The organism is Streptomyces sp. NPDC057010 (assembly GCF_042673805.1).
In the GTDB taxonomy this organism is placed as follows: Bacteria; Actinomycetota; Actinomycetes; order Streptomycetales; family Streptomycetaceae; genus Streptomyces.
In genome coordinates this window covers 1-14,581 of the sequence record NZ_JBHUSC010000056.1, presented here as the reverse complement: position 1 = coordinate 14,581, position 14,581 = coordinate 1, and the positions used below count along the sequence as shown (strand labels likewise).

The 14,581-nt window shown below is 70.5% G+C and carries 15 protein-coding genes; 7 read left to right on the top strand and 8 right to left on the bottom strand.

All coding sequences use genetic code 11. The features are described from left to right. Positions 1–113: 113 nt before the first annotated feature. Positions 114–2,021, top strand: a complete 1,908-nt coding sequence (locus ACFTXQ_RS31020) for a zinc ribbon domain-containing protein (RefSeq protein ID WP_382647165.1) — start codon at positions 114–116, stop codon at positions 2,019–2,021. 109 nt (positions 2,022–2,130) lie between these two features. Further along, entirely contained in the window at positions 2,131–2,319 is a 189-nt protein-coding gene (locus ACFTXQ_RS31015) for a DUF6104 family protein (protein ID WP_382647162.1), read from the top strand. Positions 2,320–2,425: 106 nt separating this feature from the next. On the opposite strand, the gene sodN is transcribed toward ACFTXQ_RS31015, so the two are convergent. Further along, entirely contained in the window at positions 2,426–2,821 is a 396-nt protein-coding gene (sodN, locus tag ACFTXQ_RS31010) for a superoxide dismutase, Ni (protein WP_030709803.1), read from the bottom strand. Between the two features lie 171 nt (positions 2,822–2,992). Here sodN and sodX point away from each other — a divergent pair, with 171 nt between their 5' ends. After that, positions 2,993–3,418, top strand: coding sequence for a nickel-type superoxide dismutase maturation protease (sodX, locus tag ACFTXQ_RS31005; RefSeq protein ID WP_382647159.1), 426 nt, complete (start codon positions 2,993–2,995; stop codon positions 3,416–3,418). Here sodX and ACFTXQ_RS31000 read toward each other — a convergent pair. Then, positions 3,322–3,951 carry a CGNR zinc finger domain-containing protein gene (locus ACFTXQ_RS31000; RefSeq protein WP_382647156.1) on the bottom strand — a complete coding sequence of 210 codons (630 nt, stop codon included), beginning with the start codon at positions 3,949–3,951 and terminating at the stop codon, positions 3,322–3,324. The two genes, sodX and ACFTXQ_RS31000, sit on opposite strands and share 97 nt — an antisense overlap. An 82-nt stretch (positions 3,952–4,033) precedes the next feature. Here ACFTXQ_RS31000 and ACFTXQ_RS30995 point away from each other — a divergent pair, with 82 nt between their 5' ends. Beyond that, positions 4,034–4,816, top strand: a complete 783-nt coding sequence (locus ACFTXQ_RS30995; RefSeq protein WP_382647153.1) for a class I SAM-dependent methyltransferase — start codon at positions 4,034–4,036, stop codon at positions 4,814–4,816. Positions 4,817–4,894: 78 nt separating this feature from the next. Here the strand turns inward: ACFTXQ_RS30995 and ACFTXQ_RS30990 are convergent, their stop codons facing one another. The 3 genes from ACFTXQ_RS30990 to ACFTXQ_RS30980 are packed head-to-tail and all read right to left on the bottom strand — an operon-like array spanning position 4,895 to position 7,580. Further along, positions 4,895–5,647 (bottom strand): amino acid ABC transporter ATP-binding protein, encoded by a 753-nt coding sequence (locus ACFTXQ_RS30990; RefSeq protein ID WP_382647215.1) that lies wholly within the window; start codon positions 5,645–5,647, stop codon positions 4,895–4,897. An 11-nt stretch (positions 5,648–5,658) separates the two neighbouring features. Further along, positions 5,659–6,609 (bottom strand): amino acid ABC transporter permease, encoded by a 951-nt coding sequence (locus tag ACFTXQ_RS30985; RefSeq protein WP_382647150.1) that lies wholly within the window; start codon positions 6,607–6,609, stop codon positions 5,659–5,661. Between the two features lie 29 nt (positions 6,610–6,638). Further along, positions 6,639–7,580, bottom strand: coding sequence for an ABC transporter substrate-binding protein (locus ACFTXQ_RS30980; RefSeq protein ID WP_382647147.1), 942 nt, complete (start codon positions 7,578–7,580; stop codon positions 6,639–6,641). Positions 7,581–8,104: 524 nt separating this feature from the next. Between ACFTXQ_RS30980 and ACFTXQ_RS30975 the strand changes: the two genes are divergently transcribed. Both ACFTXQ_RS30975 and ACFTXQ_RS30970 read left to right on the top strand, forming a co-directional pair. After that, positions 8,105–9,310, top strand: coding sequence for an NADP-dependent malic enzyme (locus tag ACFTXQ_RS30975; protein ID WP_382647144.1), 1,206 nt, complete (start codon positions 8,105–8,107; stop codon positions 9,308–9,310). A gap of 132 nt (positions 9,311–9,442) precedes the next feature. Further along, positions 9,443–10,405, top strand: a complete 963-nt coding sequence (locus tag ACFTXQ_RS30970; RefSeq protein WP_382647141.1) for a zinc-binding dehydrogenase — start codon at positions 9,443–9,445, stop codon at positions 10,403–10,405. 196 nt (positions 10,406–10,601) lie between these two features. Here ACFTXQ_RS30970 and ACFTXQ_RS30965 read toward each other — a convergent pair whose 3' ends face one another. The 3 genes from ACFTXQ_RS30965 to ACFTXQ_RS30955 all read right to left on the bottom strand — a co-directional run bounded on the left by ACFTXQ_RS30965 (position 10,602) and on the right by ACFTXQ_RS30955 (position 13,566). After that, on the bottom strand, positions 10,602–11,489 hold the full coding sequence (locus tag ACFTXQ_RS30965) for a helix-turn-helix transcriptional regulator (RefSeq protein WP_382647138.1): 888 nt from the start codon (positions 11,487–11,489) through the stop codon (positions 10,602–10,604). 1 nt (position 11,490) lies between these two features. After that, entirely contained in the window at positions 11,491–12,450 is a 960-nt protein-coding gene (locus ACFTXQ_RS30960; protein WP_382647135.1) for a DUF4097 domain-containing protein, read from the bottom strand. A gap of 183 nt (positions 12,451–12,633) precedes the next feature. After that, on the bottom strand, positions 12,634–13,566 hold the full coding sequence (locus tag ACFTXQ_RS30955) for a LysR family transcriptional regulator (RefSeq protein ID WP_382647132.1): 933 nt from the start codon (positions 13,564–13,566) through the stop codon (positions 12,634–12,636). A 210-nt stretch (positions 13,567–13,776) separates the two neighbouring features. On the opposite strand from ACFTXQ_RS30955, the gene snpA reads away from it, so the two are divergent. Continuing rightward, positions 13,777–14,436 (top strand): snapalysin, encoded by a 660-nt coding sequence (gene snpA, locus ACFTXQ_RS30950; protein WP_382647129.1) that lies wholly within the window; start codon positions 13,777–13,779, stop codon positions 14,434–14,436. Positions 14,437–14,581: the final 145 nt, after the last annotated feature.

Genomic DNA, 14,581 nt, shown 5'->3' with positions numbered 1-14,581 from the left:
TTGATCGGATGACAGCACCGCCAGAAGGGGGTGACGGGGTGAGTCGTAGAGCGCCGCCATCCGAGGGCGAGACCGCCCGAATCTCCTGTGCCCGTGGCCTGCTGCGGATGGGTGTGGATGAGAAGACCGGTGAACTCCTGCCCGCCTCTTCGCTGGCGGCGAGGGTCGGCTGGTGTGTCGATCTGGTGACCGGCATGACCGCCGAGCTACTGTCCGGCCATTGGAACGCCGCCGATATGGGCGTGCTCTCCTCGGGTGAGGACGCGGGCGGGCGAAGGCTGCCGTCGAATGCGTGGATGACGCTGCGGCGCCTGGGCTGGACCGTCGCCCCGCACGAGGCTGTTCGCGTCAATGACCGGATCGTTCGCATGGCGCAGGAGCAGGCAGGACGTGCCCTGCGCTCGGCGGGGTGGCGCGTCGATCTGACTGCGGGTGTGCTCGCGGCGTGGCCCGCCGACCCTGGCAGGCGCACCGCCCACGAGTGGGATGCCGTGCGGGCGGCCGTGCCGGGCGGACGGCATCTGCCCTCCAGCGTCATCACGTCCCGCTCACGGCAGATCGTCACGTTCCTCAAGAAGTACGGCCGGATGCCGGCCGATGTATTCGAGATGGAGGGCGCGCCCAGAACGGCACGGATGCTTCTGCTGTCGGCCTGTGACCGGCAGCAGGCGACCATCGAGCGAGCGGATGAGCCAGGCCGCGCACTGCTGCGCTTGCAGCTCCCCACCCGGCCCGCCCCCCGTTCGTACCGGGATTGGACGTGGGTGGCCTGCCCCATCAAGCTGCCCCCGACGATTCCTGCGGACGCGGTACTGCACCTGCCCACCCTCCGGTTGCAACAGGGTGCCGTCCGCGCCGATCTCGCCTACACCCACGCCGTCCCAAAGGCGTCTCGCAGCGGGCACAAGGTCGCGCTCGGTGTGGACTGGGGTTTGAACACCCTGCTCAGCGCCGGCACCGCCCGACTCCACAACGACGGGCGGATCACGGCCCTCGGAGGTGGCGGGATGTTCCGGGCGTCCGGTGTCCTCGCCAAGCAGCACCGCCTGCGTCGACTGTCCGAGTGCGTACACGCCAAGGCCGACCACTACCAGCGGCTCGCCGCCGGAGACGAACACCCCCCCCTGACCGCCTACCACACGGTCTTGAGCACAGAGATCGCATACGTGTCCGCGCGCCGTTCGAACCTCAACGACGCTTTGGCCCGAGCAGCCGCCAGATGGGCGGTCGACCAGGCCATCGCCGCCGGGGCGAGCGTCATCTACGTCGAGGACCTCCGCACCATGGAGGCCCGCGGCATGGGCCGCACCATGAACACGCGAATGTCGCAGCAGGTACGCGGACAGATCGTCGACCGTATGCGGCACATGGCCGCAGAGACGGGCATCGCCGTGGTCACAGTCCCGGCGCACAACACGTCCAAGCACTGCCCCCGGTGCCTCACCCCCCTGCGGCACCGCAAGGCCCCCGACCGGCCCACCACACCGGGCTGGAAATGGGCCGTCTGCCCCACCTGCCACTGGCAAGGCGACCGCGACCGAGGCGCCTGGCAGCGCATCGCAGCGCGCGGCCTGGCACACCAGACCAAGACCGTGACCGACCGCACCACTGGCGTCATGGCCATCCCCGCGGTCGTGGACACACTCGAAGCGACCGCGGTCATCATCACGCCGGCCACCCCGAAAACCCGCCGCAAAGACCGGTCCAAGAGCGGCTCGACCCGGCGACAGACAGCACGCCCCGCGCCCAGGCGACGCAGGGCACCCTCCCCCACCAGACCGCAAGGCCCGGCGGGAAAGCGTCCGGAGGGACACTCTCACACGGACCGGAGACGGCTGCCCCGCGCAGCCCACCGGCACCAGGGCGTGACGACGATCAGCACGCCCACCACCAGCCGACACCGGCCACGAGGAACGGCACTGGGCGCGGGATTCCACCTCCATGCCCACGCCACCGCTCCACGGTGGGAAGTCTTGCCCCTGTGCCGGACACGGGATCCGGTATCGGATCCACCTGGCTGATCAGAGACGCTACTGCCGGGTCACCTCGGGCGGGAGGTGTCTTCGCGTTCGCGGATTATCCTGGCGGGAAACACCCCCCGAACATCCTCATCACGGCACGGAGCCCGACTTGTACTTCACCGATCGCGGCATCGAGGAGCTGGAGAAGCGGCGCGGCGAGGAGGAGGTCACCTTCGAGTGGCTCGCCGAGCAGCTGCGCACCTTCGTCGACCTGAACCCGGACTTCGAGGTCCCGGTGGAACGCCTGGCCACCTGGCTGGCCCGCCTGGACGACGAGGACGACGACGTCGACGAGTGAGCGCAGGAGACGGAAGACGGACATGAGGACGGCCCGGCTGCGGGGAGCAGTCGGGCCGTTCTCATGCGCGCTCTGACCAGCGCGGCGGGAGGTGCGGGGCGCCGGATCAGGCGGCCTTGGTCTCCCAGAAGATGCGGTCGATCTCGGCGATGAGCTCAAGGGCCTTCGCGCCGGTCGCCGGGTCGTTCGACGCCTTGGCGGCCGAGAGGGCCTTCAGGGTGTCGTTGACCAGGGTGTGCAGCTGCGGGTACTTCTCGAAGTGCGGGGGCTTGAAGTAGTCGCTCCACAGCACCGAGACGTGGTGCTTGGCGAGCTCGGCGCGCTGCTCCTTGATGGTGATGGCGCGCGCGCGGAAGTCGGCGTCGTCGTTGGCCTGGTACTTCTCCTGAACGGCCTTGACGGACTCGGCCTCGATGCGGGCCTGGGCAGGGTCGTACACGCCGCACGGCAGGTCGCAGTGGGCGGAGACCTTCGCCTTGGGGGCGAAGAGGCGGGAAAGCATGGAGTGATTCCTCCTCGTGATCGTCTTCTCAAGGGGGAGATTACTCGCTCGGAATCCGGATTTCGCGGGCGCCCCCATGGGCTTAGGACAAAAGTCCAGGGTCGCGCGCGGACCGGTGAGCGAATGTACGGACCCGTACGGCAGCATGCGGGGGTGACGAGGAGGACGCGCATGGTGGAGAACAGGCGCCCGCGGAAGCAGTTCGGGATGGTGGAGGTGACGGGGCCGTCGATGGCGCCCACCCTCAACCACGGGGACCAGGTGCTGGTCCGGTACGGGGCGGCCGTCCGTCCGGGTGACGTGGTGGTGCTGCGCCACCCGTTCCAGCAGGACCTGCTGGTGATCAAACGGGCGGTGGAGCGGCGGCCGGGCGGCTGCTGGTGGGTGCTGGGTGACAACCCGTACAACGAGGCCCCCGGCGACAGCACCGTCTACGGGCCGGTCCCCGACGAGCTGGTGCTGGCGACGGCGGTGCTGCGCTTCCGGCCGCGCGAGGAGCATCAGAGTTCGCTGAGGGCCCGGTTCTCCTGGGCGGTCTCGGCGCTGCGGCCGCTCTGGGCGGACGCCTCGGCCTCCAGCCGCTTGCGGGCGCGGTAGGCCGCGACGTTGGCGCGGGTGGCGCAGCGGTCGGAGCAGTAGCGCCGGGAGCGGTTGGTGGAGGTGTCGAGGTAGGCGTTGCGGCAGGGCGCGGCCTGGCACAGGCCGAGGCGGTCGGGGCCGTGCTCGGTGAGGGCGAAGGCCAGGCCCATGGCGGCCATGGCGGCGTAGCCGGCGGAGGCGTTCGAGGGGTGCTCGGCGAGGTGGATGTGCCAGTCGGGGCGGCCGTCGTCGCCGAGGGTCTCGTGGCCGGAGACCTGGGGGCTGACCGGGAACTCCATGAGGAGCGAGTTCAGCATGTCGACGGCGAGGACGTCGTCGCCGCTGTCGGCGGCCTCGAAGACGGCGCGCAGCCGCCCGCGGACGTTGCGGAAGCGGGTGACGTCGGTGTCGGTGACGCGGCGTGCCATCTGCTCGCTGCCGCCGAACAGAGCGCGGACGGCGTCCACCGAGGTGAGCGAGTCCTTGTTGCGGGCCGGCTCCTCGGTGTTGACCAGGCGCACGGCGTAGTCCGAGTAATGGGCCAGTTCCACTTGTAGTCCTTACGGCTGCGGATTATTGTCTGCGGTAACGGCTGAGACGTCTTCGAGGGTATTACGTGTGGAGGGGTTCGGGATGGCTGGGACGACGGAAACGGCGACAACGGCGCAAACCGCTGCCTACTGGCAGGCCTGGCAGGACAGCTGGGACCGCCAGCAGGAGTGGTACATGCCCGACCGCGAGGAGCGGTTCCGGGTGATGCTGGACATGGTCGAGGCACTGGTGGGCCCCGCTCCCCGGATCCTGGACCTCGCGTGCGGTACGGGAAGTATTACGGACCGCGTCCTCAAGCGGTTCCCGCACGCCACGAGTACGGGCGTCGATCTCGATCCGGCGCTGCTGGCGATCGCCCGGGGCCACTTCGCGGGCGACGAGCGGGTCTCCTTCGTGACCGCCGACCTCAAGGACCCCGAGTGGCGCGCGGCCCTCCCGTACGACGCCTACGACGCGGTGCTGACGGCCACGGCCCTGCACTGGCTGCACAGCGAGGACCTGGCCGTCCTGTACGGGCAGCTCGCGCCGCTGGTGCGCCCGGGCGGGGTGTTGATGAACGCGGACCACATGCCCGATCCGGCCACCCCGCGCATCGGCGCCGCCGAGCACGCGCACCGGCACGCCCGGATGGACCGGGCGAAGGCCGCCGGGGAGGTGGACTGGCGCGAGTGGTGGGCGCTGGCCGCCGCGGACCCCGTGCTGGCCGAGCCGGTGAAGGAGCGCTTCGCGATCTACGGGGAGCACGCCGACGGCGACACCCCCTCCGAGGCCTGGCACGCCCGCACCCTCCTCGACGCGGGCTTCGCGGAGGCCCGTACGGTGTGGCGCTCCCCCTCGGACGCGCTGGTCCTGGGCCTGAAGTAGGGACGCGAACCAGGCACGTGAACGGGGAAGGGCGGTACGGGAGACCCGTACCGCCCTTCGTCCGTCCCCGGCGCGGTGCTACAGCACCTTGGAGAGGAACGCCTTCGTCCGGTCGTGCTGGGGGTTGCCCAGCACCTCACGCGGGTGGCCGGATTCGACGACGACGCCGCCGTCCATGAAGACGAGGTTGTCGCCGACCTCGCGGGCGAAGCCCATCTCGTGCGTGACCACGATCATGGTCATGCCCGATTCGGCGAGGTCCCGCATGACGTCCAGGACGTCACCCACCAGCTCGGGGTCGAGCGCCGAGGTGGGCTCGTCGAAGAGCATCAGCTTCGGCTCCATGGCGAGCGCGCGGGCGATCGCCACGCGCTGCTGCTGGCCGCCGGAGAGCTGGGTGGGGTAGTTCCCGCCCTTGTCGCCGAGGCCGACGCGGTCCAGGAGCCGGGCGGCGCGCTCGCGCGCCACCGCCTTGGACTCGCCCTTGACCATGACGGGGGCTTCCATGACGTTCTCCATGGCCGTCATGTGCGGGAAGAGGTTGAAGCGCTGGAAGACCATGCCGATGTCCCGGCGCTGGGCCGCGACCTCGCTGTCCTTCAGCTCGTAGAGCTTGTCGCCCTTCTGCTTGTAGCCCACCAGCTGGCCGTCGACCGAGAGCCGGCCGGCGTTGATGCGCTCCAGGTGGTTGATGCACCGCAGGAAGGTCGACTTGCCGGAGCCGGACGGGCCGACCAGGCAGAAGACCTCACGGGGTGCGACCTCCAGGTCGATCCCGCGGAGGATGTGGGCGGCGCCGTAGGACTTGTGGACGCCTTCTGCCTTGACCATCGGCTGGGCGGTCACTTCGCCACCTCCGTACGGCGGAACATGTTCAGGTTGGCCTTCAACCGCTGGAACGGCGTGGGCGGGAGGCTGCGCAGCGAGCCGCGGGCGTAGCGGCGCTCCAGGTAGTACTGGCCGACGCTGAACACGCTGGTCAGAGCCAGGTACCAGATCGATGCGACGAAGTACATCTCGATGACCGCGCCGGCGGTGGTGCCGATGTTGGAGCTGGCCCGCAGGAGTTCGGTGTACTGCACCGCCGAGACCAGGGACGAGGTCTTCAGCATGTTGATGAACTCGTTGCCGGTCGGCGGGATGATCACGCGCATCGCCTGCGGGAGCACGACCCGGCGCATCGTCTGGACCTGGGTCATGCCGAGCGCGTGCGAGGCCTCGCTCTGGCCCTCGTCGACGGACTGGATGCCCGCCCGGACGATCTCCGCCATGTAGGCGCCCTCGTTCAGGCCGAGGCCCAGGAGGGCGACCATGAACGGCGTCATGACGTCGACGGTCTCGTTCTTGTAGATCGGGCCCAGGTTGATGTACTGGAAGATCAGCGGGAGGCTGAACCACACCAGCAGCTGGACGTAGACCGGGGTGCCGCGGAAGAACCAGATGTACAGCCAGGCCACGAAGCTGGTGACCGGGTTCTTCGAGAGCCGCATCACGGCGAAGAGGATGCCGAGCGCGAGGCCCAGGGCCATGGACGTGATGCTGATGAGCACCGTGTTGCCGAGGCCGGCGATGACGGAGGAGTCGAACAGCTTGTCGCCGACCGTCCCCCAGATGATCTTGCCCTGGGAGAAGGCGTAGACGAGCCACGCGAGGAGGAGGGCGACGACGACGGCGCTGATCCAGCGGCCGTAGTGGCGTACGGGGATGGCCTTGATCGCCTCGTAGGGGGTACCCGAGGCACCGGGTCCGGCCGGCGGAGTTGCGGCCGGACCCTTGTCGATCTTGTCAGTCACAATGACTGCCCTTCAGTGGAGCGCTCGGATCACTTGCCTGCGTTGACCGTGGCGGACGGCACGGCGCTGTCCTTCACGTTCCACTTCTCCAGGACCTTGGCGTAGGAGCCGTCCTTGATGATGGCGTCGAGCGCTTCCTTGAGGGCGTCGCGCAGCTGGGTGTTGTCCTTGGAGACGGCGATGCCGAAGAGGCCGACGTCGGCCTGCTGGCCGCCGACCTCGAAGTCGTTGCCGCCGCCGGAGGTCTTCGCGGTGTACGCGGTGACCGGGAAGTCGTTCAGGTCGGCCACGGCGCCGCCGGCCTTGACGCGGGTCTGGGCCTCGGCGTCGGTGTCGAAGGCCTCGATGGTGAGCTTCTTGTCACCGCACTTCTCGGCCTGGGCCTTGAAGGTGTCCTCGTACGTGGTGCCGCGCTGGACGGCGACCGTCTTGCCGCACACGTCGTCGAGGGACTTGATGTTCTCCGGGTTGCCCTTCTTGACCAGGAGCGAGACGCCGGAGGAGAAGTAGTCGACGAAGTCGACGCCCTTGCCGATCTTGTTGCCCTTGTCGTCCAGGCCTTCCTGGCGCTGCTTGTTGTCGGTCATCGACGACATGGCGACGTCCTGGCGGCCCGTCTCCAGCGAGGTGATCAGACCGTCGAAGGTGCCGGAGGTGAACTGGAACTTCACACCGAGCTGCTTGCCGAGCGCCGCGGCGATGTCGGGGTCGACACCGACGATCTTGGAGCCCTCGGTGAACTCCATCGGGGCGTAGGCGGCGTCGGTGCCGACCTTGATGACGCCGGCGTCCTGGATCTTCTTCGGCAGCTTGGAGAACAGCGGGGCGTCGCTGGTCTTCTCCTTGGTCGCAGCGCCGTCGGTCTGGTCGCCACAGCCGGTCAGGATCAGGGCGCCGGCGACCGCGATCGCGCCGACCGCGGCGATCCGGGACCGGGCGGCGGTCGTACGACGGGTGATGCTTGCGGTCATGAGCTGGTTCCTCCGGCTGGTGGAAAAGCACCGAAAAACGGTCGGGCACGCACCTTCGAGTGTCGCGACCTTGTGTGATTACGGCATCTTGCCATTCGGACTGACGCATTCAGGCTGCCCATCAGGTCAAAATCAGATAACGGACACCGTGGATCACCCAACAGGACTGCGGGCCAGGGCCCTCCAGACCGCAGGAACCACCGTGACCAGCCCTTTCTGGCTCAGTTTTTGCGGCGCGTCTCGCCCATTGGACAGAGAGCTTTGGACTTTTGGCCAAAACCGGGACAAGCAGCCTATGGTCGAGCAGGAATCGACTCGTCTGGGCGAGCGTTCTTCGGGTAGAACAGATCCTTACACCCCTCATCCGGGGCTCAGGGCGCGCGTGCGGCGCGCCCGCGCGTACGAACCTCCCCTTCGCGGAGACGGGCCAACCGTCGATGCGGAGTACGGACGCGGTGCCCGCCCACCCCTTAACCAGGAGTGGCCACCCTCAATGAAACAAAGGACCTAAGGGGTCACAAGAAGTGGCAGCGGAGATCGTCAACCCTCGCAGTGACAGTGCGACGGACAACAACCCGGACGCGGTGTTCGCACTGCACCGAGGCGGCAAGATGGCCATCCAGGCCACGGTGCCGGTCAACGACAAGGACGACCTGTCCCTGGCGTACACGCCGGGCGTGGCGAAGGTGTGCACCGCCATCGCCGAGCAGCCCGAGCTGGTGAACGAGTACACCTGGAAGTCGAACGTGGTCGCCGTCGTCACCGACGGCACGGCCGTGCTCGGACTCGGTGACATCGGTCCCGAGGCCTCCCTCCCCGTGATGGAGGGCAAGGCCATCCTCTTCAAGCAGTTCGGCGGTGTCGACGCGGTTCCGATCGCGCTCGCCACCAAGGACACGGACGAGATCGTCGAGACGGTCATCCGCCTCGCGCCGTCCTTCGGCGGGGTCAACCTGGAGGACATCTCCGCGCCCCGCTGCTTCGAGATCGAGCGGCGCCTCCAGGAGGCGCTGGACATCCCGATCTTCCACGACGACCAGCACGGCACGGCCATCGTGACGCTGGCCGCCCTGCGCAACGCCGCGAAGCTGACCGGGCGCACGCTCGGTGACCTGCGCGCCGTGATCGCGGGCGCGGGCGCGGCGGGCATCGCCATCGCCAAGATCCTGGTGGACGCGGGCATCGGCGACGTCTGCGTGACGGACCGCAAGGGCGTCGTCTCGGCGGACCGCACCGACCTGACGGACGTCAAGGCGGAGATCGCGGGTCTGACCAACAAGACCAACCAGACCGGCACGCTGGAGGAGGCGCTCGCGGGCGCGGACGTCTTCATCGGCGTCTCCGGCGGCACGGTCGCCGAGGAAGCGGTCGCCACCATGGCCAAGGACGCCTTCGTCTTCGCCATGGCCAACCCGAACCCGGAGGTCCACCCGGACGTCGCGCACAAGTACGCGGCGGTCGTGGCCACGGGCCGCTCGGACTTCCCGAACCAGATCAACAACGTGCTCGCGTTCCCGGGCATCTTCGCGGGTGCCTTCAAGGTCCGTGCCTCCCGGATCACCGAGAACATGAAGATCGCGGCCGCGGACGCCATCGCCGGTGTCGTCTCGGACGACGAGCTCACCGCCGACTACGTGATCCCGTCGCCGTTCGACGTGCGCGTCGCCGAGGCCGTCGCCACGGCCGTCGCCGCCGCCGCCAAGGCGGACGGTGTGGCCCGCCTGGCCTGACCGCCACGCCGAGCTGTACGGGTAGAGGCCCGGCCGGATCCCTCCGGCCGGGCCTCCGCGTTTCCCGGGGCGGAAACAGATGTGACGGGAACGGGGGTGGTTCCCGGAGCTACCCGGCGGTAGCGTCGCGGCATGTTCGCTGCCTATGCCTCCCGAATCGACCGTGACCAGCCGCTGAACGGCCTTGTGCTGGGCGAGCGCCCAGCGCCCGGGGCCCGGCCCGGCTGGGTGACCGTGAACGTCAAGGCCGCCTCCCTCAACCACCACGACCTGTGGTCGCTGCGCGGGGTCGGCCTCGGGGAGGACAAACTCCCGATGATCCTCGGCTGCGACGCCGCCGGGATCGACCAGGACGGCAACGAGGTCGTCCTGCACTCCGTCATCGGCCAGAGCGGCCACGGGGTGGGCCCCGACGAGCCGCGCTCGATCCTGACCGAGCGCTACCAGGGGACCTTCGCCGAGCAGGTGACCGTCCCCGCCTGGAACGTCCTGCGCAAGCCCGCCGAGCTCTCCTTCGAGGAGGCCGCCTGCCTGCCCACCGCCTGGCTGACGGCCTACCGGATGCTGTTCACCAACGCCGGGGTGCGCCCCGGGGACTCCGTCCTCGTCCAGGGTGCCGGCGGCGGGGTCGCCACCGCCGCCATCGTGCTGGGCAAGGCGGCGGGCCTGCGCGTCTTCGCGACCAGCCGGGACGAGGCCAAGCGCAAGCGGGCCGTGGAGCTGGGCGCGGTGGAGGCCTACGAGCCGGGCGCGCGGCTGCCGCAGCGCGTGGACGCGGTGATCGAGACGGTGGGCGCGGCCACCTGGTCGCACTCGGTGAAGTCCCTGCGCCCGGGCGGCACCCTGGTCATCTCCGGCGCCACCAGCGGGGACCGGCCGGCGCACGCCGAGCTGACGCGGATCTTCTTCCTGGAGCTGAAGGTGGTCGGCTCGACCATGGGCTCGAAGGACGAGCTGGAGGACCTGCTGTCCTTCTGCGCGGCGACCGGGGTCCGTCCGGTCATCGACGAGGTCCTGCCACTGGACCGGGCCCGCGAGGGCTTCGAGAAGCTCCAGTCCGGCGACCTCTTCGGAAAGATCGTCCTGACGGTCTGAAGCGGCGGAGCCCGGTCTTGGAGCCGCACCCGCGCGCTCAGGCCGGCAAAAACCCAGCCCCGCCGGCGTTTGAGGCGCGGGAGCGGAGCCCGCTCTTGAAGCCGCACCCGGACGCTCAGGCCGGCAAGACCCAGCCCCGCCGGCGTTTGAGGCGCGGGGTCCGGGGCGGAGCCCCGGCAGCGGCGCTGCGGCCGCCCTATCGCCCGGCCCGCAGGATCGCCCCCAGCCGGGCAGCCGCAGCCGCGAGCTCCGCGCGGGCCTCGGCCACCCGGTCCGCCGACACCCCGTGATCCCTGGCCGCGTCGCGGACGTCGTCACGGAATCGGTCCAGGAGCCGGTCCAGGTCACGGGCCGCGTCCCGGGTGGGCGCGAGATCCCCGGCCCAGTCGGTGTCCGCCGCCGGCGGCGGCGCGGCGGCCGTGGTCGCGGACGGGGCGCCGCCACCCAGCCACGCCCCCGCGAGCCCGCTCAGCACGCCCCCCGACTTCGCGAACTGCTCCTGAAGCTGCCCCGCTATCCGCTGGACCTCCTCGCGCGCCCGCTCCTGCGCCTCCTTCGCCTGGCGACGGGCCTGCTGGGCCTCCTCGCGGGCCCGGCGGCTCTCGTCCTTCGCCCGGCGGGCCTGCTCCTTCCACTCCTGTCTGGCCTTGCGCAGCTCCTCCTTGGCCGCCTTCCAGGACTCGTCCTCCACCCGGGTCGCCGAAGCCGAGGCCGCCGCCCGCATCTCGCGCCGCAGGTCACCCGCCGCGCCCCGGACGTCGTCGCGGATCTCGGCGGCGAGCTCGCTCACCGAGTCGCGGATCTCCAGCTCCAGGTCGGCGAGTTCACCGCTGCGGTCGGCGAGTTCGGCCCGGCCGGCCTCGGTGATCGAGTACACCTTGCGCCCGCCCTCGGTGGCGTGCGTGACCAGCCCCTCGGCCTCCAGCTTGGCCAGACGCGGGTACACCGTGCCCGCGGAGGGCGCGTAGAGGCCCTGGAAGCGCTCCTCCAGCAGGCGGATCACCTCGTACCCGTGGCGGGGCGCCTCGTCCAGCAGCTTCAGCAGGTAGAGGCGGAGGCGGCCGTGGGCGAAGACGGGCGGCATGTCAGAGCACCTTCTTGTCGAGCACGAGGGGGGTGGCGGCAGGGGCGTCGGGCCCGTCGGCGGGCGCGTCGGCGTCGGCCTGCGGGCGGCGCAGCAGCGCGATCGAGCCGGAGACCGTGGTGGCCCGCAGGGTGCCCGTGCCGGAGCCGAGGGTTCCGGTGATCCGCTTGGAGCCCATCTGGCCGGAGACCCGCAGGTCCTCGAAGGCGTTGGAGACGCCGCCGGTGGCGGTGTTGGCCTCCACGCGGGCGTCGGCGGGGTGCGGGAGCCGGATGGCGACCTGGCCGGAGACGGAGTTCAGCGCGATGTCCACGGGCCGCGGGGCGGCCGGGTCGAGGTCCAGGTCGATGAGCATGTCGCCGCTGACCGAGTCGGCCCGTACGCTCACGCCCGCGCCGTCGACCACGGTCAGGGCCCCGGACACCGAGTGGAAGCCGAGGTCGCCGGTGACGGACTGGGCCTCGACGCTGCCGGAGACGGTGTGCGCCTTGACCCGGCCGGACAGGCCGACCAGCGTCGCGTCGCCGGAGACCCCGTTGACGTCGGTGCCGCCGGAGATGCCGGACACGAAGGACGCGGCGTCGACCGCGGCCACCTGGACCCGGGTGGCGGCGGGGACGGTGAGGGTGACGGCGGCGCTGCGCTCCCAGGCCTTGCGGCCGGAGGCGGAGGCTCCGGACCAGGCCTTCCACGGCTTGGCCTCCCACCACTTCTTGAAGCCCTGGGCGCCGTTCCACGGCACGTCCTCGTAGGAGACGGTGAGGGCGCCGCCCTCCTGCACCACGTACAGCGGCGGTCCGTCGACCTCGGTCACCTCCAGGCGGGCCGGGCCCTCCTCGGCGGCGACGACGTTGACCGTGCCGCCGACGAGGCGGACGCGGAGCTCGGTCACCGGCTCCTCGAAGGTGAGCTTCTGCGGGCCGGGGATGTGCCACGTCGACGGTGACGACTGCTCTGCCATGGGGCTGATCCTCCTCGTGCGTTCACGGACGGGCCGGGTCGAGGACGCACGCAACATATCGCGTCTTCTGAGTAACACGATATATCGCGGTCGGGTGAAGTCAAGCGCGTGCTGCGTGCGGGCATGCCCGAGAAGCGCCGGCGGGCTGCGGGACAGCCCGGCCGGCGCTTGGGGCGGGAAGGATCAGGCGGCCAGCAGAGGGCTGGCGTGGTGGTGGAGCCAGGCGCGGTACGACGGGGTGCGCAGGGCCGCCTCGCGATAGGCGGCGCGCAGGTCCGCGTAGACCTCCGCGTGGGCGCCCGGCCGGGTCGCCAGCAGCAGGCGTACGGCCAGCGGGTCGCCCGACAGCGGCCGGATCGCCATGTCGTCCCGCGGCCCGGACGTCGGCTGGCAGGGGGCGACCGCCTCACCGGAGACGATCAGCGAGGTCGCCGTGTGGTAGTCGGCGTGCAGCACCGGCGGGTCCAGCCCGGCCCCGGCGAAGACCCGTCGCAGGCCGTCCCATTCGCCGTCGACCGAGGGGTCCACCATCCACCGGTCGGCGGCCAGGTCCCGTAAGGAGACGACGGCCTGGCCCGCGGCCGGATGGTCCCGGGACATCGACACGAACTGCGGCTCCCGCTCCATCAAAACGTGCAGCTGCAGCCCTGCGGGAACGCGCAGCGGGCTGCCCTCCACCTCGTGGACGAACGCCACGTCGAGCTGGCCCGCGTCCACCATCCTCAGCAGCGCGTTGGCGGAGACGTCCACCACCAGCGAGGTCTCGGTGTCCGGCAGCCGCCGGTGCAGCCGCCGCAGCCACCCGGGCAGCGCCCGGCTGGCCGTGGAGCCGATTCTCAGCCGCGGCCCGTTGGCCAGGGCCCGCGCCTCCGCCACCAGCGCGGCCATGTCGGCGAGCAGCGGCCGGGCCCGGCCCAGTACGGTGCGACCGAAGGGGGTGGGCCGGCAGCCGGTCCGTTCACGGAGGAACAGCTCGCCGTCCAGGGCCCGTTCGATCCGGCGCAGCTGAGTGGTCAACGAGGGCTGGCTCACGCCGAGTTGCCGGGCCGCCTTGTGCAGGCTCCCGGCGTCGGCGATGGCGCACAGGGCGCGCAGGTGCCTGACCTCAAGCTCCATGCCCTGAGGGTAGGCCGGGCCCGGCTGACCGCACCAGCCACCGATAGCCCCCTGAATCCCGCCATTCTCACACCGGTTGGCGTGTCGAAATCTTCCCGATAGGACCGCGCTATCGGCCAGTGACATCATCCGCCGGGCGCTTCCGCTCCCTCAGACTCCGGTACCGAACCACCACCCCCCACCGCACCGGACGAGTAGGAGCTCCCCCACATGCGCCACTCCCGTAAGGCCGTTCTGGCCACCACGCTCGGCCTCGGCCTGGCCGCCGCCCTCGGCGGCGTCGTCCCCACCGCCAGCGCCGCCACCGCCCCGGCCGGCACTCCCGCGAGCTACGCGGCGTACGAGAACTCGCAGGAGAACCAGGCCGCGAACCAGGCCTTCTTCGAGGCCGTGCAGCGTTCGGTCGCCGAGCAGCGCGCCGCGAACCCGGGCATCCAGGCCGTGACCGTCACCTACAACACCCGCAGCGCGCCGAGCTTCCGCACCCAGATAGCCCGTTCCACGCAGATCTGGAACAGCTCGGTGACCAACGTCAAGCTGCAGGAGGTGTCCTCCGGCGGGAACTTCTCGTACCGCGAGGGCAACGACTCGCGCGGTTCGTACGCGAGCACGGACGGCCACGGCCGAGGCTACATCTTCCTCGACTACCGGCAGAACCAGCAGTACAACTCCACCCGGGTGACGGCGCACGAGACGGGCCACGTGCTCGGGCTGCCGGACCACTACTCGGGCCCGTGCAGCGAGCTGATGTCGGGCGGCGGCCCGGGCACCTCGTGCCAGAACGCCACCCCGAACTCCACCGAGCGGGCGCGCGTCAACCAGCTGTGGGCCAACGGCCTCGTCGCCTCCGGGATGGGGACGAAGGGCTAGGCATCCGGGGGGACGTACGCCGGACACTGCGGGTTGCGGCAAGGCCCGGCAACCCACTCCGGAATGAAGATCCCCAGGGATTTGCGCCGCCTGACCACCGTGTCGACGGAGCTCCCGCAGGCCGGGCACGCGTGCTGCGCGTGCC